This window comes from Blautia sp. ZXY-1-B12 (genome assembly GCF_056339915.1).
The window spans coordinates 1-18864 of record NZ_JBWJVP010000236.1; the positions used below are offsets into that span (position 1 = coordinate 1).

Here is an 18864-nt window from a genome sequence, read left to right on the forward strand (position 1 = left end):
GAAGTTCTCCGCGAAGCCAAGAGTGGCAGACGGGTAAAATAAGGAGATACACATGAATTGTATGAATTGTGGCGCATTTCTGGTGGACAAAGATCTGGATTACTGCCCGAAATGTGGATGTAATGTGCTGATCCAGAAAAAGGTAGATTACCTTTCCAGACAGTATTACAACCGGGGGCTTGAGAAAGCCAGTGTCCGCGATCTTTCAGGGGCGATTGACTGTCTGAAGCAGAGTCTTATTTATAATAAGCATAACATTCAGGCGAGAAATCTTCTTGGACTGGTATATTTTGAGACAGGGGAGGTGGTTGCCGCACTCAGTGAATGGGTGATCAGTAAGAATCTTCAGCCATCCAGAAATCTGGCATCAGAATATATTAACAAGCTGCAGGCGAACTCCAATAAGCTTGAGGCGATCAATGAAACGATCAGAAAGTATAATGATGCCTTAAACCTGTGCAGGGAAGGTCATGAGGATATGGCTGCGATCAGGCTGAAGAAGATTCTCATACAGAATCCAAAACTGATCAAAGGTTACCATCTTCTGGCACTTGTGCAGATGAAAGAGGGGGAATATAACAAGGCAAGAAAGACGTTAAGGAAAGCCGCGCGGATTGATAAAACAAATACAACAACCCTTCGTTTTTTGAGAGAGATTGACGAACAGACAGGAGTATCCACACGTCTGGAACGTCAGAATAAAAGAAACAGGAAAGCTGTGGACAGCAGTGAGAATGATATGGCAATCCAGATTCCTCAGTATAAAGAAAAAGGAAGGATTCCGCTGTTTTTTACACTGGTTGCCGGATTTTGTGCAGGATTGCTGGCGTTTTATCTTCTGGCTGTTCCTGCCATACGTCAGGGAATCTACAGGGAAGCGAATCAGCAGATTATGAAATACAGTGATGCAGTGTCCAGTCAGGGAGCTGAGCTGACCAAGGCACAGAGTCAGGCTCAGGAATCAGGGGACACAGTTGAGGCTGCTTCCAAACAGATAGAGGAAGAGAAGAAAAAGAGCAGCAGTTATGAAGCTCTGATCGAAGCATATGCAGCATTACAGCAGCAGAATGCAGATGAGGCTGCATTGAAGATACAGAATGTTTATGCGGATTCTGCTGCCTGCGGATCTGAAGGGAATCTACAATACGATCTGTAACACTACAGGGACAACCGGAATTGAAGGAACTACAGATGCGACAGCAGCAGACGGCACGGACAGTGGTGACAGCGCAGAGGGAGATGCTTCTTCAGATTCAGCGGAAGATGGAAGTTATGACGATGGTTCCTATGACAGTGGGGAATATGATGATGGTTCTTCCGATAATTCTGATGGTGATTCGGCGGATGACGGAAGTTATGACACCGGTGATTATGACGATTCCGGATATTGATACTATTTTTCATTTTGATGTGGCAGAAGACATGAAATATCATAAGAAGATGTAAAGATACAAAAGAGATGCATGGAAGTCATGTGTCTCTTTTTTTTACCGAATCAAGTAGGAGGCTGCGAAAAGTAATAAACAGTTATTTGATGTAGAGCTACACTGCAAAGTGGATTGCGAACATTCGCCTGACAAAAAGTGAGGAGGGATATGATGGAGAACAGATTTGAAATACAGGGAAATTCCCTGATCATTCATTTACCGAAAGAGGTAGATCATATGGTGACAGACGAGATACGCAGAGATTCAGATGATATTATACGGAAAAAATATATACGGACGATTACATTTGATTTTTCAGGAACAGCGTTTATGGACAGTTCAGGGATAGGGCTGATCATGGGGAGATACCGGATGATGGGGATGCGCGGTGACTGTATACAGGCTACAGGAGTAAATTCCTATATTGAAAAGCTGCTGCATCTGTCAGGGGTATATAAATTTGTCGAAATCTGTGGGGAAGTCTAAAGAGAGGGGGAAGAAAACTATTATGGAAAATACCAATGAAATGAAAATTATTTTTGACAGCAGACCTGAGAATGAGGGGCTGGCAAGAGTTGCGGCGGCAGCTTTCTGCACACAGCTGAATCCTACTCTGGAGGAAGTGGCAGATCTGAAAACTGCTGTGTCAGAGGCTGTGACAAACTGTATTATTCATGCTTATGAAGGCCAGGTGCAGAAGATAGAGATTTTCTGCAGAAGGGAAGGGCAGAAATTATGGGTTGATGTGATCGATAAGGGAGTGGGGATCAGAGACGTTGCAAAAGCTATGGAGCCTCTTTTTACAACAAAGCCGGAGAAGGATCGTTCCGGGATGGGATTTACATTTATGGAAGCGTTTATGGATGAGGTAACAGTAGAATCACAGGTGGGATATGGAACAGTTGTCCATATGAAAAAGACGATCGGGAGGTAGGAATGGACCATACTCTTGCTCTGATCATGAAGTCACAACAGGGGGATAAAGAAGCAAGAGATACTGTATTTAAAGAAAACGCAGGACTTGTGTACAGCATGGCGAAAAGATTTGCCGGGCGCAGTGTGGAAATGGAAGATATCGTGCAGATAGGAAGCATTGGGCTACTGAAAGCCATAGATCGTTTTGATATTTCGTACGATGTGAAGTTTTCAACTTATGCTGTTCCCATGATCATAGGTGAAATCAGACGCTATCTGAGGGATGACGGGATGCTTAAGGTGAGCAGAAACCTGAAAGAGAACTGTGCCAGAATTTATTCTGCGAGAGAAGCACTGGAAAAAGAACTGGGACGTGAACCGATACTGGAGGAAGTTGCGAAAGCGACAGAACTTTCAGTAGATGAAGTGGTGATGTCGATGGAATCAGGAGCTGAAGTGGAATCTTTGCACAAAATTATCTATCAGGGAGATGGAAATGATATTTCGCTTATGGACAGGCTCCAGGAAAAAGAAAATGGACAGGATGCAGCACTGAACAGGATTTTTCTAGATGAAATACTGAAAAAACTGGATGCAAGAGAACGTCAGCTGATCGGTATGAGATATTTTAAGGATATGACGCAGACGGAGATTGCGGCAGAGATGGGAATTTCCCAGGTCCAAGTGTCCAGGATGGAAAAGCGGATTCTGAAGGAACTTAAAAAGCAGGTATAAGCAGATGGGAGTAATTAACTCATCGCTTGTAGAAGGTGGAGTATTCTCTGAAGAGGTAAATAAAAAAGAGGTTACTGTGAAAGGAGTAAACAGTAACAAAAAGAGTGTGCGGATTACTATAATATTGCACACTCTTTTTGCTATAATATCTTTATTGTTATATGTCGTAAGTTATACAGTTCTCTGTGATCTGAAGATCACATTTTTGTATTTCAGAAGGGCTGTCTGAAGAATCAGTCCTACTACACCACAGGAAACTACTTCTCCGATACCTACGGTAAGCATCATAAGCGGAATCGGAAGATTTACTCCGTATCCGAAGTGAAGTACGAATGGCACGATGACTGCATTGGAAACAATTGGCGGGATCGGCGCAAGAAAACGGTTGCAGCTGCGGAGTCTGTAAGTAAATACTGCTCCGATCAGTGTTGCGATGCTTCCGAAAATAATGTCTACAGGAATGGCACCGCCAAAGAGATTGGCAATGATACATCCCACAAATAACCCCGGAATCGCAGCCGGTGTAAAGAATGGCAGGATGGTCAGTGCTTCCGAAAAGCGAATCTGAATTTCGCCATAGCTGAGTGGTGCGAATAAAAGAGTCAGAACCACATAAATAGCTCCGATCACTGCTGCTTCTGCCAGAAACTGAGTACCTTTGTTTTTCATATTTGATTATCTCCTTTAGTATTTGTTTTACGAGTGGAAGGTTTCGAACACTCGGCTATCGAAGTATATCACTTTTCGGAAGTACGGTCAATGTCTTTGATAAGAGTTTTATTAACATTTTCCTCGTACAGACGCATCTGTATCTGCATAGGTGTTGGATCATCTGTTATTTTCATATGACCGAAATGATTGAAGAAGAAAAGTACCCCAAGTCCGATTCCTATGGAATAAGTGATCTCAAGAACAGTAAAATGACCGGAGGTCTGTCCTGTGACCTGGGTATAGATCTGTGAGAAGAGACCACCGACATCTACATCGTTATTAAATGTCATGATAGAGAAACCTGCACCGAAAAAGGCGGCAAGACCGACGAAAATAATCTTGCACCACTGCCAGACAAGTCCGGGACCGGGTTTGTTTTTAAAAGTGATGATAAAGTCGGCTTCTCCAATATTACTGATTTCAAGGTCGGGTTCTTTTTTTTTGATTTCGGAGATCAGATCCATGACAGACATTACATAACGTCCTGGTTTATCCGGATCAAGATTTATAACTGGCATCACCCGGAGTCGGTTCAGGATTTTACTGTTGCTGCAGGAAAGTTTTGCAATGTCCTGCAGATAAATGTGTGGATGGTTTATCTGGATATTCTGATCTAACTGTAAATAGAGAGTATCACTCATGGTATGTTATCCTTTCATTTTGGGCTTAAAGATCAGGCTTGCAAGATAAGAGAAGATCAGTGCTGCGGAGACTCCCACCGCGCAGGCGGTAAAGCCTCCCATAAAGAGCCCGATCAGTCCGTTTTTGTCAATGGATTCTTTCATTCCTTTCCACAGGATATTGCCAAAACCAAGCAGTGGAACAGAAGCACCTGCTCCGGCAAATTCTGCAAATGGCTGATAGATCCCGACAGCGCTTAAAACAGAACCTGTACATACCAGAAGTACCATGATCCGTCCGGGCATAAGCTTTGTTCTGTCCAGAAGAATCTGTACCAGGGCACAGATCAGTCCGCCTGTCCAGAATGCATTAAAATAGTCCATGTATTTTTCCTCCTGAAAAAATTTCTGTATCTACATCATATCCGGAACCCTGTACTGTTCTATTACAACAGCGTGTGCGATACCGGGAATAGGATCTCCCTCGTTGAAGCTTACCTTTGACAGAAGGGCACCTGTGGGAACAAAGAGAATCCTTTTCCATTTTTTCTGTATAATACCCGGAAGAATATAGCCTGCCAGAACAGAGGCGGCACATCCGCATCCACTGCCGCCGGAATGTGTATCCTGAGTCTGAGGATCATAGATCAGCATACCGCAGTCCTGATGGACAGATGAGATATCAAATCCTTTTTCTGATAGAAGGTCGAAAAGGATTTTCTGTCCTACCATTCCCAGGTCACCGGTGAAGATGGCATCATAATCGGATGGTTTTCGGTGAAAATCCTGAAGATTTCGGGCTATGGTGTCGCAGGCAGCAGGAGCCATGCAAGCTCCCATATTGAGGGAATCCCTGAACCCAAAGTCAATCAGTCTTCCGGTGGTGATTCCTGTTATAACTGCACAGATATTGCGGTTACGGAGTGTGTTTAGTGTTTTGTTGTCCGGGCGTGGTGGCGGTTCATATCCAAGTATACAGGCTCCGGCACCGGTGACTGTCCAGGTAGCAGATAAGGGTCTTTGATTTCCATATCCCAGGGGAAAACGAAATTCTTTTTCTGCGCTGGCAAAGTGGCTGGAAGTTGCGCAGAGGATATATTTTCCGTACCCGCCGTCGATACACATTGAACCAAGGGAAAGAGATTCTCCCATAGTGGAGCATGCTCCGAAAAGACCGTAAAAAGGAATTTTCAGATCAGCGGTTCCGAAAGAAGAGGCTGATGTCTGAGCCAGCAGGTCGCCTGCAAAAAGAAGCTGTATATCGGAACAGGTGAGGCCGTTTTTTTTGATTGCCAGCAGAGCGGCCTGCTTTTGCAGAGTGCTTTCTGCAGCTTCCCAGGTATCTGTTCCAAACATGGGATCTTCACATATGGTATCAAAGTATACGCCCAATGGCCCTTCCCCTTCTTTCCGGCTGACAACAGAAGCACAGCTCTGAACAAAGACAGGATTTTGAAATGAAATGCTGGATGTACCGCAGGTCATTTGTCTGTTCATAGGAAACCTCCTTGTATAATTGTATGATTCTTATGCAAAAACACCTCTCAGGATATGGATGCTGAATAGTTACGGGATCATTGTAAAAAGATAATAAATCACACCGAGAATCCATGAACTCAGGATTCCATAAAGAATTACGGGTCCTGCGATCGTAAATATTTTGCATCCGATGCCGAATACCTGTCCTTCTGCCTTATATTCGATCGCAGAGGAAGCTACGGAATTGGCAAAACCGGTGATTGGGACAAGGCTTCCGGCACCGCCGAATCTGCCGATTTTGGAATAAAGATTACATCCTGTGAGGATCACACTGAAAAGGATCAGGATAAGGGAACACCAGGAGCCGGCGGTATCTTTGTCCAGCCCAAGGGTATCTGCGTAATTTAAGATGACCTGTCCAACAACACAGATGACTCCGCCTGTGAAAAATGCTTTGCACATATTCAGTGGCAGGCTGTGGACAGGAGTGACTGCTTTTACGTATTCTTCATATTGTTTCTGTTTTTTCTGACTGAGATTATTGTCTGACATAATATAAAACCTTTCTGATTGAAAATCCGGAATTTTGGCACACCAGGTTACTGAGAACGGAGTAAAGAGTAATCGATTGCTGCTTTTTTGGCACTGATGTTAAAGATTAGCTGGAAATTATGGCAGCCATCCGTTATAATAGTAAATCAGTGCCCCGACAGTTTTGCCGGCGGCTATGCACAGGATTGTAAAAGAAAGACCTCTCTGGAATCTGCTTCTTCTGGCAAAGATAGGGAAAATATCTGCCATCTCTGCCAGGGCCATGATCCATCCACCAAGGAAAATCCCTGAAAAGAGCCCGTACAGAATCAGAAACGGGGTGCCTAACCGGATATTCCAGTGAAAAAGAAAGAACAGGTTTCCAAGTTCTGTTCCCCAGAATGTGATGTCTTCGTACAGCAATATATGATTTGCTGTGTGGGTAATTCCTGCATATCTGGGAATAATAGAAAGGCCGATCATAAGACCGGTTAGTCCTCCGGCAATAATAAAACCGGAACATAGTCCTGTAAATCCGAGAAAAATCTGCTCTAACATAAGTGCCTCCAATCCTGCCGACAACAAAAGAAGTTTCCAGGTAACTGTCCGGCAGTCTGTTATTGTGAAGCACCGGACAGATATATCTGTGATATGTATTATGGCAGAAATATAAAAATATATACACTGTCATTCATTTGTTGCTGAGAACAGAGTGAACAGTAATTCTGGTAATATATCCGGCAGCAAAAGAATGTATGAATAACTGTACTTTTGGACAGAGAGATAGTATAATGTTACTGTTCACACACCGCTATCCCGCGAGGTATTTTTGCATGAATGTGCCAAAATCCTGAGACATACAAGCCAAAATTCTATTGCCGCAGGCAATCTGGAATGAATTTTGGTTAAGTTACTGAGAACTGAGTGAACAGTAACAGTATAATGACTGTATTATCTGACACTCTAGTACATCGTTTTCGAAATAACTATACCACTCACTTGTCTGCGAATCCGATTGCACAGGTCTAAAAGCCTCAGCGTAGCCCGCTACGCCTGCGTTTTTATACCAGCACACTCGAATCCGCATCCTACGCGATTGGTATAGTTATTTACGAAACGATGTACTAGGAACTGATCGGAAAATTCGACAGAATGAAAACGTCAAAAGAAACATAATAAATCATAATAAATATAGAAAGATTGAGGAATGAAATCTGTGAATCAGAATATAATAGAGAAATTTAATGATCTGCTGGGAGAAGAGAAAGTGAAAGTGGATGAACCCATGAAACGTCATACCACATTTCGGATTGGCGGTCCGGCAGATTACTTTTTGCTTCCGTCTTCTGAGGAAGAACTGAGTGGGATTCTGAAGATATGCAAAAATGAAGAACTGCCATATTTCATTCTTGGAAATGGAAGTAATCTTCTGGTAAGCGATGAAGGATACAGGGGTGTCATTATTCAGCTTTACAGAAATTATGGTGATATTACAGTAAAAGGAAATGAAATCCATGCAACAGCAGGAGCTCTGCTGTCACAGATCGCGGCGGCAGCCAAAAATGCGTCGCTGACAGGATTTGAGTTCGCCGGAGGAATTCCCGGCACATTAGGCGGTGCAGTTGTCATGAATGCAGGTGCCTATGGCGGTGAAATGAAAGACGTGCTGAAAGAAGTAACTGTTATGACAGCTGCAGGAGAAATTCTCGTACTTCCGGCAGAGAAGCTGGAAATGGGATATCGCACAAGTCTTGTGAAAACAAAAGGATATCTGGTGTTGAGCGCAGTGATCGTTCTTGAACAGGGGAATCAGGAAGCCATAAAAGCAAGAATGAAAGAACTGACAGAACAGAGAGTAAGCAAACAGCCTCTTGAATTTCCAAGTGCGGGAAGCACATTCAAACGTCCTGAAGGGTATTTTGCCGGAAAGCTGATCATGGATGCAGGGCTGAGAGGATACCAGACAGGCGGTGCACAGGTTTCCGAGAAGCACTGTGGGTTTGTGATCAATAAAGATAATGCAACTGCAGCAGATGTGTGCAGACTGCTCAGAGATGTACAGGATAAAGTAAAAGAACAGTTTGGCGTGACTCTTGAACCGGAAGTGAAATTTCTTGGAAAATTTTGATCTGACTGAATCGAAAAAGTACTGTGAACAGAGTGCAAAGACCAAAGACCAATGAGCAACAGATGAGATTAAGAAGTGACGGGAGATAGAAAATGCGTTTTGTAATAGTTACAGGAGTATCGGGAGCAGGAAAAACATCTGCATTGAAAATGCTGGAGGATGCGAAGTATTTTTGTGTAGACAATCTGCCGATCCCTTTACTGGAGAAATTTGCATCACTGATGCCTGAGATACATGGAGAAGATGTGCAGAATGTTGCACTGGGGATCGATGCAAGAAGCGGGCGTTCTCTGGATGAGCTGGAGATTGTACTGGACAGAATGAAAAAGGCAGGGTATGATTTTGAAATCCTGTTTCTGGATGCGCAGGACAGTGTTCTGGTCAAACGTTATAAAGAAACCCGCAGAAGTCATCCTCTTGCAATGGGGGGAAGAGTGGATGATGGAATCCGGATGGAAAGAGAGAAGATGCGTTTTCTGAAAGAGCGTGCGGATTATATCATTGATACCAGCAATCTTCTGACAAGAGAACTGAAACAGGAGATCGACAGGATATTTGTAGATAATCAGGATTTCTGCAATATGATGATTTCTGTACTGTCATTTGGATTTAAATATGGAATACCGGCAGATGCGGATCTCGTGTTTGACGTGCGTTTCCTGCCGAATCCATACTATGTGGACGAACTCAGACCGCTGACAGGGCTGGATGACAGGGTTTTTAATTATGTAATGGATTGTGATATAGCCAGGACATTTGCGGATAAACTGGAAGATATGATCAATTTCCTTATTCCGAATTATGTGAAAGAGGGAAAGACAAATCTGGTGATCGCAATTGGATGTACAGGCGGCAAGCATCGTTCCGTCACGCTAGCAAGAGAACTTTATTCCAGATTGTCTGGAAATACAAAATACGGATTCAGGCTGGAACACAGAGATGCACAGAAAGACCGACTGGTCAGAAAACAGGAAGGATGATAAAGGAGAGATGTCTTTTTCAGGGATGGTGAAGGAAGAACTTTCCAGACAGATTGGATTGGCCAGACATTGCAAAATGGCAGAACTGGCTGCGATTTTATGTTCCTGTGGGAAAATGGAATGTTTTTCAGGGGACAGTAAACTGAAAATCCAGACGGAAAATGAAGCAGTTGCAAGAAAGTGCTTTACATTATTGCAAAAAACATTTAATATAGAAACAAAGATATTTGTACGTGAGAACAGTCACTTGAAACGGGTGAAGGTATATACAATAGAAATAACTGATCCCGAAGAGATCCAGGTAATTTTTCAGGCACTGCGGCTTGTCACGAACAGTATCGACCAGGGTACGCTTGTATTGTCGGATATGCTGGTGGTACAGCAGAATTGCTGCAAACGGGCGTTTATCAGGGGAGCTTTTTTAGCATCCGGTTCAATCAGTGATCCTGAGAAGGGGTATCATTTTGAGATTGTATGTTCTGATGCAAAAAGAGCAGAGCAGCTACAGACGATCATCCGCAGTTTTTCGGTAGATGCCAAAATCGTACAGCGTAAGAAATCACATGTGGTCTATGTGAAAGAAGGTGCGCAGATTGTTGACATGCTTGCTGTTATGGAAGCTAATGTGGCATTGATGGACCTGGAGAACATCCGCATACTGAAGGAAATGAGAAATTCAGTAAACAGAAAAGTAAACTGTGAAACTGCGAATATTAATAAAACCGTAAATGCAGCCGTCAAGCAGATGGAGGATATTAAGCTGGTCCGGCAGAAAATAGGATTTGAGCAGCTTAATGAAGGACTTGCACAGGTTGCTGAACTTCGGATGCAGTATCCGGAAGCTACACTAAAAGAATTAGGAATGATGTTAAGCCCGCAGGTGGGCAAATCGGGAGTCAATCACAGACTGAGAAAGCTGAGTGCAATGGCTGACGAACTGCGGGAGAAACAAGGAGGAGAATTATTATGATCAAAAAACCAATCACCATTAATTTATCCACAGGTCTGGAAGCGCGTCCGGTGGCACAGTTGGTACAGGTGGCTAGTCAGTTCAACAGTGAGATTTATGTAGAGATTGGAAAGAAGCGCGTGAATGCAAAGAGCATTATGGGTATGATGACGCTTGGGCTTGATGCAGGGGAAGAAATTACTTTATCTGCAAATGGTGAGGATGAGGAAGCTGCTATGGCAGGTATTGAGCAGTACTTAAGTAATCAGTGATCAAATAGTATTCAGGATAGAACACATCCGGAAGGGAAGACCGCTTTTCGGATGTGTTTTGTCGTGTATACGACAGCAATGTTACTGTTCACTTCGTTCACAGTAACGTAGCCAAAATTCATTCCAGATTGCCTACGGCAATGGAATTTTGGCTTGTATGTCTCGGGATTTTGGCATATTCATGCCAAAACACCTCGCGGGATAGTGGTGTGTGAATAGTAACACAGCAATCAATTGCATTGCCATAACAATAACATTAGATTGACCATAAAGATAAAACAGGGTATAATGAGCGAAAAGAGTAGAAATGAGGAGCGTAACAAATGTCAAAATTTCTGAAATTTATTGTACATTTTATAGTGATATGCACCATTGTCTGTGTTGTCGGGCTGGCAGTTCCGCCGTTTTTGGGAATTACGACAGAGATTATGGATGATTCCGGCAAAGAAACGAATCTGCCCATGGGATCGGTTACTTATGCAATTCCGGTAAAGATCAAAGAGGCAGCGGTTGGTGATTCTATTCTGTATCAGACTGATTCTAAAGCATACCGTTATATGATTACGGAAATGGATAAAAAGAATCATATTTTTAAGGTGATAGATTCCAGTGACAAAGATGCAGAACCTGTTGCCGTTGAGGTGAAGGATTACATACCGAAGGTTGTGATCACAATAGGATATGCAGGATATCTCCTTCTTGCAACAGAAAGCATAGAGGGACTTATTATTCTCGGACTTGCCGTCCTTTTCCTGGTAATTCTGTATATAGTTGCGGAACTTCTGAAAAAAGAACCGCAGGATGATTATGATGAAACAGATACAGAACCCGGATATGTTAAGAGCAAGAAGGAACTTAAGAGAGAAGAGAAGGCAAGAGAGAAGCGTTATAAAGAAGAGGAACGCCAGATTAAGAAAGAGGAAAGGGCACGCAGGAAAGGAAAGGCTCCGGAACGAAAGAAAATTAAAACAGGCGGTTTTGTGGATGAAATCTATGAAGATGAGTTGGAACCTGTGAAGCCTGCGCAGCCGGAAACAATTCAGACTGCGACAAGCGAAGCCCATGAACTTCTCAGAAAAGAGATTGCAGCAGCTACGGCGGATGTACCGGTAAAGCAGGAAGAATCTGTACAGACGAAACCGGATGCAGGTGATATACATATGGAGCCTGTTTCCGGAAAGACAGAAGTGATCGTGCCTCAGGTAAAAGAGCAGCTGAAACAGATGATGAATGCTTCGGACAGAAAACCGGTAGAAGCAGAGGAAACAGAAGGAAACGCACAGGAAGAAATCAGGCGTATGGTAATTCCGACATGGTCGGCAGCACAGATTGCCGAGACAGCCAGAAGTCAGGGCGATGCGCCGGATATTGTGAGAGACGATGTTACAAAGGTTACATTATTTGATTATTCCGATATCATTGCGGATGAGAAGCCGGTCTATCCGCAGAAACAGACTGCTGAAGAATAAAATAAGAGATTGAAAAAATATGACGATGAAAAGAACGTGTTTCTTCCTATATATAATATAGAAGGAACACGTTCTTTTTACTGCAGACAATCCGATCTCCATCATATCGTGAAGTCCTGCGTCAGCAGACCTGCAGATATCGGCCTTGTCGTTCACTATTCCGTAATGTTTCTATATAATAAAGCCATTAGTGTTTCGACAAGTTGAGTCTTTTTTGTTTCGACATACAAGCCCAAATTCAATAAAAAATTGTACGGAATCAAGTACAAAAAAATATCAAAAAAAGTGAAAAAAACACTTGCATTTTTCTGAGAGGTCGTGTATACTCTCAATTGTTGTGACATTGATAGCAATGAAGCGCGAGGTTGCTGCCACAGAGATGGCAGGTTTTCCGTGGAGCGAATGTCAAGTTTGAAAACTGACGACAAGTCACTGTACAAGTTCAGAAGACCATCCAGGGATGGCGTGTGTGGTAAAAAATCGAAAGACACACACGGAGATGTGTACAGTCGCCGCTTGTCGTACTGCTTGAAAAGTACGAATAGGAGGAGACTTTTTTTATGGCAAATCAGGTAATGAGAATCACATTAAAGGCTTATGATCATCAGTTAGTAGATGCATCAGCAGCAAAAATCATCGAGACTGTTAAAAAGAACGGAGCAATGGTAAGCGGACCGGTTCCACTTCCAACTAAGAAAGAGGTTGTTACAATCTTAAGAGCCGTTCATAAATACAAAGATTCCAGAGAACAGTTCGAACAGAGAACTCATAAGAGACTGATCGATATCCTTACACCAACACAGAAGACAGTAGATGCTCTGTCAAGACTGGAAATGCCAGCAGGTGTTAACATCGATATCAAGATGAAGACTAAATAATTAGTCATCAACCCCAATTTGATAATGCTCTAAGCATTAAGCTATTTACTATATGATTGCCGGTAATCGGTAATCCGCTATAAGGAGGAAGAAAGAATGAAGAAAGCTATTTTAGCTACTAAAGTCGGAATGACTCAGATCTTCAATGAAGACGGCCAGTTGATTCCGGTAACAGTTTTACAGGCTGGTCCTTGTGTCGTAACTCAGGTTAAGACAGAAGAGAACGATGGATACGAAGCAGTTCAGGTTGGATTCGGAGACATCAGAGAAAGCCTTGTTAACAAACCGGAAAAAGGACACTTTGACAAAGCTGGCGTTGCAGTAAAGAGATTCGTTAAAGAGTTCAGATTTGATAACGCTGCTGAATATACAGTAGGACAGGAAATTAAAGCTGATATCTTTGCAGACGGCGATCACATTGATGCAACAGCTGTTTCCAAAGGTAAAGGTTTCCAGGGGGCGATCAAGAGACATGGTCAGTCAAGAGGACCTATGGCTCACGGTTCCAAATATCACCGTCATGCAGGTTCCAATGGTGCTTGTTCTGATCCGAGCAAGGTATTTAAAGGAAAACACATGCCAGGTCATATGGGAAATGTTCAGGTTACTGTACAGAACCTTGAGATTGTACGCGTAGATACAGAAAATAACTTACTGTTAGTTAAAGGTGCTGTTCCAGGACCTAAGAAATCTTTGGTTACTATCAAAGAGACAGTAAAGTCCTTATAATAAGAAAGGAGGAGCACACAAATGGCAAACGTAACTGTTTATAATATGGAAGGCAACGAAGTTGGAACAATGGAACTGAATGATGCAGTATTCGGCGTAGAAGTCAATGAGCATCTTGTTCACCTTGCTGTTGTTCGTCAGCTTGCAAATAATCGCCAGGGTACTCAGAAAGCTAAAACACGTTCTGAAGTAAGCGGCGGCGGAAGAAAACCGTGGAGACAGAAAGGAACAGGTCATGCTAGACAGGGTTCCATCCGTGCACCACAGTGGACTGGCGGCGGTGTTGTATTCGCTCCGGTACCAAGAGATTATGAAGTAAAAATGAACAAGAAAGAAAGAAGAGCTGCTTTAAAATCTGCTCTGACTTCCAAAGTTCAGGACAATAAATTAGTAGTTGTTGATGCTCTTACATTAGCAGATGTTAAGACAAAGGAAATGCAGAAAGTTCTTACAAACCTGAAAGCTGAGAAAGCTCTGGTTATCACAGCAACAGATGACAAGAACGTAATCCTTTCCGCAAGAAACATCACTGATGTTCAGACTGCAACTCCAAGTACTATCAACGTATACGATGTTATGAACCACAACACCGTAATCGTAACCAAAGATGCTGTAGCATCCATCGAGGAGGTATATGCATAATGGCTGATATCAAGTACTATGACGTAATCAAGAAACCAGTGATTACAGAAAAATCTATGAATGCAATGGCTGAAAAGAAATACACTTTCTTAGTTCATCCGGAAGCAAACAAATCTCAGATTAAAGAAGCTGTAGAGAAAATGTTCGAAGGAACAAAAGTAAAGAGCGTTAACACCATGAATATGGATGGAAAGAAAAAACGCCGTGGTATGACAGTTGGAACAACTGCTAAAACCAAAAAAGCTATCGTAGCTCTGACAGAAGACAGCAAAGATATCGAAATCTTCGAAGGACTTTAATTGATAGCCCATGCGGTATGAGTGCCACTTCGGAAGCTTTGCTTCCTCAGCCGCGTTACACGCTTATGAGTCTTCACAAGAATCCGACCTTACATGCAAGCATGACGGTCTGCTTCTTATGAATCCTCGGCACTCTGATTATCGCGAGTATACGCATTCAAAAGCGTGAGGACAAATTTGAAAGGAGAACAAAAATGGGAATCAAAAGTTATAACCCATATACACCGTCTAGAAGACATATGACTGGTTCCGATTTCTCAGAGATCACAAAATCTACACCAGAGAAATCTCTTACCGTGTCTTTAAAGAAAAACGCTGGACGTAACAACCAGGGTAAGATTACAGTTAGACACCGCGGAGGCGGAAGCAGAAGAAAATACAGAATCATCGACTTCAAGAGAAGAAAAGATGGAATTCCTGCAACAGTAGTTTCCATCGAGTATGATCCAAACAGAACAGCAAACATCGCTTTAATCTCTTATGTAGATGGCGAGAAAGCATATATCCTTGCACCGGAAGGCTTAAAAGTAGGTCAGAAAGTTATGAACGGAGCTGATGCAGAAGTTCGTGTTGGTAACTGCTTACCATTAGAGCTTATCCCGGTTGGTACAATGGTACACAACATTGAGCTTCATCCTGGAAAGGGCGGACAGATGGTTCGTTCTGCTGGAAACGGCGCTCAGTTAATGGCTAAAGAAGGCAAATACGCAACACTGCGTCTGCCATCTGGTGAAATGAGAATGGTTCCAATCGTATGCCGCGCATCTGTTGGTATCGTTGGAAACGGAGATCACAACCTGATTAACATCGGTAAAGCCGGACGTAAACGTAACATGGGTATCAGACCTACTGTTCGTGGTTCCGTAATGAACCCGAATGACCATCCACACGGTGGTGGTGAAGGAAAGACTGGTATCGGTCGTCCAGGTCCATGCACTCCATGGGGAAAACCTGCTCTTGGTCTGAAGACAAGAAAGAAAAACAAACCGTCCAACAAACTCATCGTAAGAAGACGCGATGGAAAAGCTTTAACGAAATAATAAGGAGGATTAAGCATGTCTCGTTCACTGAAAAAAGGACCTTTTGCAGATGCCAGCTTACTTAAAAAAGTAGATGCATTAAACGCTGCAAATGATAAATCCGTTATCAAAACCTGGTCACGCCGTTCTACAATCTTCCCGTCCTTCGTAGGACACACAATCGCTGTCCATGACGGAAGAAAACACGTGCCGGTATATGTAACAGAAGATATGGTTGGCCACAAACTCGGTGAGTTCGTTGCAACCAGAACTTACAGAGGACACGGAAAAGACGAAAAGAAATCCGGTGTTCGCTAGTATTTGACTTTATATTCTGTCTGCTGCCCACAAGACAGCGGACAGGTTAACCTGATATTGAGAGAAAGAGGAAAGGAGGCACTTTAAAATGGCAAAGGGACATAGAAGCCAGATAAAAAGAGCCAGAAATGAGAGTAATAGAGAGACAAGACCGTCTGCAAAATTATCTTATGCAAGAATTTCTGTTCAGAAAGCCTGCTACGTGTTAGATGTAATCCGCGGTAAAGATGTGCAGACAGCACTTGGTATCTTAACATACAACCCAAGATACGCTTCCAGCGTTATCAAGAAACTTCTTGAGTCAGCAATTGCAAATGCTGAAAACAACAACGGAATGAATGCAGACAACCTCTACGTTGCAGCCTGCTATGCAGATAAAGGACCTACAATGAAGAGAATTCAGCCAAGAGCACAGGGTAGAGCTTACAGAATCGAGAAGAGAACAAGCCATATCACCATCGTGCTGGATGAAAGATAAGGAGGAAAAGCATGGGACAGAAAGTTAACCCACATGGCCTTAGAGTCGGTGTTATCAAGGATTGGGATTCAAGATGGTATGCTGATGCAGACTTCGCTGATTACCTGGTAGAAGACTACAACATCAGAACATTCCTTAAAAAGAAATTATACAGCGCAGGTGTTTCCAAGATCGAGATCGAGAGAGCATCTGACAGAGTTAAGATCATCATCTACACAGCTAAACCTGGTATCGTAATCGGTAAAGGCGGAGCTGAGATCGAAAAAGTTAAAGCTGAATTAAAGAAATTCACAGACAAGAAACTTATCGTAGATATCAAAGAAGTAAAGAGACCAGACAAAGACGCTCAGTTAGTAGCAGAGAATATCGCACTTCAGCTTGAGAACCGTATCTCTTTCAGACGTGCTATGAAATCTACAATGCAGAGAACAATGAAGGCCGGAGCTAAAGGTATCAAAACATCCGTATCCGGACGTCTTGGCGGTGCTGATATGGCTCGTACAGAGTTCTACAGCGAAGGAACTATCCCGCTTCAGACACTTCGTGCAGATATTGACTATGGATTCGCAGAAGCAGACACAACATACGGCAAAGTTGGCGTAAAAGCTTGGGTCTACAATGGCGAAGTACTTCCAACAAAAGGAACTAAGGAAGGGAGCGATAAATAATGTTAATGCCAAAAAGAGTAAAACGTCGTAAACAATTCCGTGGCTCCATGAGAGGAAAAGCCCTTAGAGGTAATAAGATCAATTATGGTGAATTCGGACTTGTTGCAACCGAACCGTGTTGGATCCGTTCCAACCAGATCGAAGCAGCCCGTGTTGCTATGACTCGTTATATCAAACGTGGTGGTCAGGTTTGGATCAAGATTTTCCCAGATAAACCAGTAACAGCGAAACCAGCAGAAACACGAATGGGTTCCGGAAAAGGTGCTCTCGAATACTGGGTAGCAGTTGTTAAGCCAGGACGTGTAATGTTCGAAATCGCAGGCGTTTCCGAGGAAATCGCTCGTGAAGCATTACGTCTTGCGATGCACAAGTTACCATGTAAATGTAAAATCGTTTCTCGTGCAGACTTAGAAGGCGGTGATAACAGTGAAAATTAATAAATTCGTGGAAGATTTAAAGGCAAAATCAGCTGCAGAATTAAATGAAGAATTAGTAGCTGCTAAAAAAGAACTTTTCAATCTGAGATTTCAGAATGCAACTAATCAATTAGAGAATACAAGCCGCATTAAAGAGGTTCGCAAGAACATTGCAAGAATCCAGACAGTAATTACTGAGCAGGCTAACGCTTCCAAATAATAGGAGGAAACTATCGTGGAAAGAAATCTGAGAAAAACCCGCGTGGGTAAGGTTGTCAGCAATAAGATGGACAAGACCATTGTAGTTGCTATTGAAGACCATGTAAAACATCCTCTTTACAAAAAGATCGTGAAGAGAACATATAAATTAAAAGCTCATGACGAAAACAATGAGTGCAATATCGGTGATACCGTAAAAGTTATGGAAACCAGACCGTTATCCAAGGATAAAAGATGGAGACTGGTTGAAATCGTAGAGAAAGTTAAATAAGGAGGAAACCAGTATGATCCAGCAGGAAACTAGACTGAAAGTTGCCGACAACACTGGTGCAAAAGAAATCCTTTGTATTCGTGTTATGGGCGGCTCTACAAGAAGATATGCAAGCATTGGCGATACAATCGTTGCTACTGTTAAAGATGCAACACCAGGCGGCGTTGTTAAAAAAGGTGACGTTGTAAAAGCTGTTGTAGTTAGAACTAAAAAAGGCGCTCGTCGTAAAGACGGATCTTACATCCGTTTCGATGAAAATGCTGCCGTAATCATTAAAGACGACTTAACTCCGAGAGGAACACGTATCTTTGGACCAGTTGCCAGAGAGCTTCGTGAAAAGAAATTCATGAAGATCGTTTCCTTAGCTCCGGAAGTATTATAGGAGGGTGCCTAATGTCAGCTATGAAAATTAAAAAAGGTGATACTGTAAAAGTTATCGCTGGTAAAGATAATGGCAAAGAGGGTAAAGTCCTTGCAGTTAACGCAAAAGACAATACCGTTGTTGTTGAGAATATCAACAAAGTTACAAAACACAGCAAACCATCTGCTGCAAATCAGCAGGGCGGAATCATTACAAAAGAAGCTCCACTGCACATCTCCAACGTTATGCTGGTTGTTGATGGACAGGCTACAAGAGTAGGATTCCAGATGGACGGCGACAAAAAAGTCCGCGTTGCTAAAAAGACCGGTAAGGTTATCGATTAATTAAGA

29 protein-coding genes are annotated in these 18864 nt (G+C 42.8%); 23 read left to right on the top strand and 6 right to left on the bottom strand.

Features of this window, described 5'->3' with window-relative positions; translation table 11 throughout:
• Nucleotides 1-52: 52 nt before the first annotated feature.
• The 5 genes from AC075L_RS16295 (at nucleotide 53) to AC075L_RS16315 (ending at nucleotide 3077) form a co-directional block, all read left to right on the top strand.
• Nucleotides 53-1156, top strand: a complete 1104-nt coding sequence (locus AC075L_RS16295) for a tetratricopeptide repeat protein (RefSeq protein WP_476387910.1) — start codon at nucleotides 53-55, stop codon at nucleotides 1154-1156.
• Nucleotides 1104-1391 (top strand): hypothetical protein, encoded by a 288-nt coding sequence (locus tag AC075L_RS16300; RefSeq protein WP_476387911.1) that lies wholly within the window; start codon nucleotides 1104-1106, stop codon nucleotides 1389-1391. The genes AC075L_RS16295 and AC075L_RS16300 overlap by 53 nt, the downstream gene beginning before the upstream one ends.
• 204 nt (nucleotides 1392-1595) lie before the next feature.
• Nucleotides 1596-1913, top strand: coding sequence for an STAS domain-containing protein (locus AC075L_RS16305; RefSeq protein ID WP_306441450.1), 318 nt, complete (start codon nucleotides 1596-1598; stop codon nucleotides 1911-1913).
• 22 nt (nucleotides 1914-1935) lie between these two features.
• On the top strand, nucleotides 1936-2361 hold the full coding sequence (spoIIAB, locus tag AC075L_RS16310) for an anti-sigma F factor (protein ID WP_020994121.1): 426 nt from the start codon (nucleotides 1936-1938) through the stop codon (nucleotides 2359-2361).
• Nucleotides 2362-2363: 2 nt separating this feature from the next.
• The gene (locus tag AC075L_RS16315; RefSeq protein WP_008707232.1) at nucleotides 2364-3077 is read left to right on the top strand and encodes a SigF/SigG family RNA polymerase sporulation sigma factor; all 714 of its coding nucleotides are present in this window, start codon (nucleotides 2364-2366) and stop codon (nucleotides 3075-3077) included.
• Nucleotides 3078-3248: 171 nt separating this feature from the next.
• Here AC075L_RS16315 and AC075L_RS16320 read toward each other — a convergent pair whose 3' ends face one another.
• The 6 genes from AC075L_RS16320 to AC075L_RS16345 form a co-directional block, all read right to left on the bottom strand.
• The gene (locus tag AC075L_RS16320) at nucleotides 3249-3746 is read right to left on the bottom strand and encodes a QueT transporter family protein (RefSeq protein WP_022381088.1); all 498 of its coding nucleotides are present in this window, start codon (nucleotides 3744-3746) and stop codon (nucleotides 3249-3251) included.
• Nucleotides 3747-3814: 68 nt separating this feature from the next.
• Nucleotides 3815-4429 carry a stage V sporulation protein AA gene (locus AC075L_RS16325; RefSeq protein ID WP_055150452.1) on the bottom strand — a complete coding sequence of 205 codons (615 nt, stop codon included), beginning with the start codon at nucleotides 4427-4429 and terminating at the stop codon, nucleotides 3815-3817.
• Nucleotides 4430-4435: 6 nt separating this feature from the next.
• Nucleotides 4436-4792, bottom strand: a complete 357-nt coding sequence (locus AC075L_RS16330; RefSeq protein ID WP_008707235.1) for a SpoVA/SpoVAEb family sporulation membrane protein — start codon at nucleotides 4790-4792, stop codon at nucleotides 4436-4438.
• Between the two features lie 30 nt (nucleotides 4793-4822).
• On the bottom strand, nucleotides 4823-5905 hold the full coding sequence (locus AC075L_RS16335) for a stage V sporulation protein AD (protein WP_182447978.1): 1083 nt from the start codon (nucleotides 5903-5905) through the stop codon (nucleotides 4823-4825).
• A 69-nt stretch (nucleotides 5906-5974) separates the two neighbouring features.
• Nucleotides 5975-6439 carry a SpoVA/SpoVAEb family sporulation membrane protein gene (locus tag AC075L_RS16340; protein WP_055052570.1) on the bottom strand — a complete coding sequence of 155 codons (465 nt, stop codon included), beginning with the start codon at nucleotides 6437-6439 and terminating at the stop codon, nucleotides 5975-5977.
• Between the two features lie 117 nt (nucleotides 6440-6556).
• Complete coding sequence (locus tag AC075L_RS16345) at nucleotides 6557-6976, bottom strand: stage V sporulation protein AB (RefSeq protein WP_118331051.1); 420 nt, start codon at nucleotides 6974-6976, stop codon at nucleotides 6557-6559.
• Between the two features lie 649 nt (nucleotides 6977-7625).
• On the opposite strand from AC075L_RS16345, the gene murB reads away from it, so the two are divergent.
• The 18 genes from murB (at nucleotide 7626) to rplX (ending at nucleotide 18858) form a co-directional block, all read left to right on the top strand.
• Complete coding sequence (murB, locus tag AC075L_RS16350) at nucleotides 7626-8546, top strand: UDP-N-acetylmuramate dehydrogenase (protein ID WP_055052568.1); 921 nt, start codon at nucleotides 7626-7628, stop codon at nucleotides 8544-8546.
• Nucleotides 8547-8638: 92 nt separating this feature from the next.
• On the top strand, nucleotides 8639-9526 hold the full coding sequence (gene rapZ / locus AC075L_RS16355; RefSeq protein ID WP_008707241.1) for an RNase adapter RapZ: 888 nt from the start codon (nucleotides 8639-8641) through the stop codon (nucleotides 9524-9526).
• A gap of 10 nt (nucleotides 9527-9536) precedes the next feature.
• Nucleotides 9537-10496, top strand: a complete 960-nt coding sequence (whiA, locus tag AC075L_RS16360) for a DNA-binding protein WhiA (RefSeq protein WP_025579631.1) — start codon at nucleotides 9537-9539, stop codon at nucleotides 10494-10496.
• Complete coding sequence (locus tag AC075L_RS16365) at nucleotides 10493-10747, top strand: HPr family phosphocarrier protein (protein WP_008707243.1); 255 nt, start codon at nucleotides 10493-10495, stop codon at nucleotides 10745-10747. Before whiA ends, AC075L_RS16365 begins: the two co-directional genes overlap by 4 nt.
• Before the next feature lie 323 nt (nucleotides 10748-11070).
• Entirely contained in the window at nucleotides 11071-12216 is a 1146-nt protein-coding gene (locus AC075L_RS16370) for a hypothetical protein (RefSeq protein ID WP_055052567.1), read from the top strand.
• A 560-nt stretch (nucleotides 12217-12776) separates the two neighbouring features.
• Complete coding sequence (rpsJ, locus tag AC075L_RS16375) at nucleotides 12777-13094, top strand: 30S ribosomal protein S10 (RefSeq protein ID WP_008707245.1); 318 nt, start codon at nucleotides 12777-12779, stop codon at nucleotides 13092-13094.
• Between the two features lie 96 nt (nucleotides 13095-13190).
• Nucleotides 13191-13823 (top strand): 50S ribosomal protein L3, encoded by a 633-nt coding sequence (rplC, locus tag AC075L_RS16380; RefSeq protein ID WP_008707247.1) that lies wholly within the window; start codon nucleotides 13191-13193, stop codon nucleotides 13821-13823.
• 21 nt (nucleotides 13824-13844) lie between these two features.
• Nucleotides 13845-14465, top strand: coding sequence for a 50S ribosomal protein L4 (gene rplD / locus AC075L_RS16385; protein ID WP_008707249.1), 621 nt, complete (start codon nucleotides 13845-13847; stop codon nucleotides 14463-14465).
• Entirely contained in the window at nucleotides 14465-14764 is a 300-nt protein-coding gene (gene rplW / locus AC075L_RS16390; protein ID WP_008707251.1) for a 50S ribosomal protein L23, read from the top strand. Before rplD ends, rplW begins: the two co-directional genes overlap by 1 nt.
• A gap of 194 nt (nucleotides 14765-14958) precedes the next feature.
• Complete coding sequence (gene rplB, locus AC075L_RS16395; protein ID WP_055052566.1) at nucleotides 14959-15804, top strand: 50S ribosomal protein L2; 846 nt, start codon at nucleotides 14959-14961, stop codon at nucleotides 15802-15804.
• A 15-nt stretch (nucleotides 15805-15819) separates the two neighbouring features.
• The gene (gene rpsS / locus AC075L_RS16400) at nucleotides 15820-16101 is read left to right on the top strand and encodes a 30S ribosomal protein S19 (RefSeq protein ID WP_008707255.1); all 282 of its coding nucleotides are present in this window, start codon (nucleotides 15820-15822) and stop codon (nucleotides 16099-16101) included.
• 88 nt (nucleotides 16102-16189) lie between these two features.
• The gene (gene rplV, locus AC075L_RS16405) at nucleotides 16190-16579 is read left to right on the top strand and encodes a 50S ribosomal protein L22 (RefSeq protein WP_008707257.1); all 390 of its coding nucleotides are present in this window, start codon (nucleotides 16190-16192) and stop codon (nucleotides 16577-16579) included.
• Between the two features lie 11 nt (nucleotides 16580-16590).
• Nucleotides 16591-17247, top strand: coding sequence for a 30S ribosomal protein S3 (rpsC, locus tag AC075L_RS16410; protein ID WP_008707259.1), 657 nt, complete (start codon nucleotides 16591-16593; stop codon nucleotides 17245-17247).
• Nucleotides 17247-17684, top strand: coding sequence for a 50S ribosomal protein L16 (gene rplP / locus AC075L_RS16415; protein ID WP_008707261.1), 438 nt, complete (start codon nucleotides 17247-17249; stop codon nucleotides 17682-17684). The genes rpsC and rplP overlap by 1 nt, the downstream gene beginning before the upstream one ends.
• Nucleotides 17674-17883, top strand: a complete 210-nt coding sequence (gene rpmC / locus AC075L_RS16420; protein WP_020994114.1) for a 50S ribosomal protein L29 — start codon at nucleotides 17674-17676, stop codon at nucleotides 17881-17883. The genes rplP and rpmC overlap by 11 nt, the downstream gene beginning before the upstream one ends.
• Before the next feature lie 15 nt (nucleotides 17884-17898).
• Nucleotides 17899-18153 (top strand): 30S ribosomal protein S17, encoded by a 255-nt coding sequence (gene rpsQ / locus AC075L_RS16425; RefSeq protein ID WP_008707264.1) that lies wholly within the window; start codon nucleotides 17899-17901, stop codon nucleotides 18151-18153.
• 13 nt (nucleotides 18154-18166) lie between these two features.
• Nucleotides 18167-18535 carry a 50S ribosomal protein L14 gene (rplN, locus tag AC075L_RS16430; RefSeq protein ID WP_008707265.1) on the top strand — a complete coding sequence of 123 codons (369 nt, stop codon included), beginning with the start codon at nucleotides 18167-18169 and terminating at the stop codon, nucleotides 18533-18535.
• A gap of 11 nt (nucleotides 18536-18546) precedes the next feature.
• Entirely contained in the window at nucleotides 18547-18858 is a 312-nt protein-coding gene (gene rplX, locus AC075L_RS16435; protein ID WP_008707266.1) for a 50S ribosomal protein L24, read from the top strand.
• The last annotated feature ends 6 nt before the right edge of the window (nucleotides 18859-18864 follow it).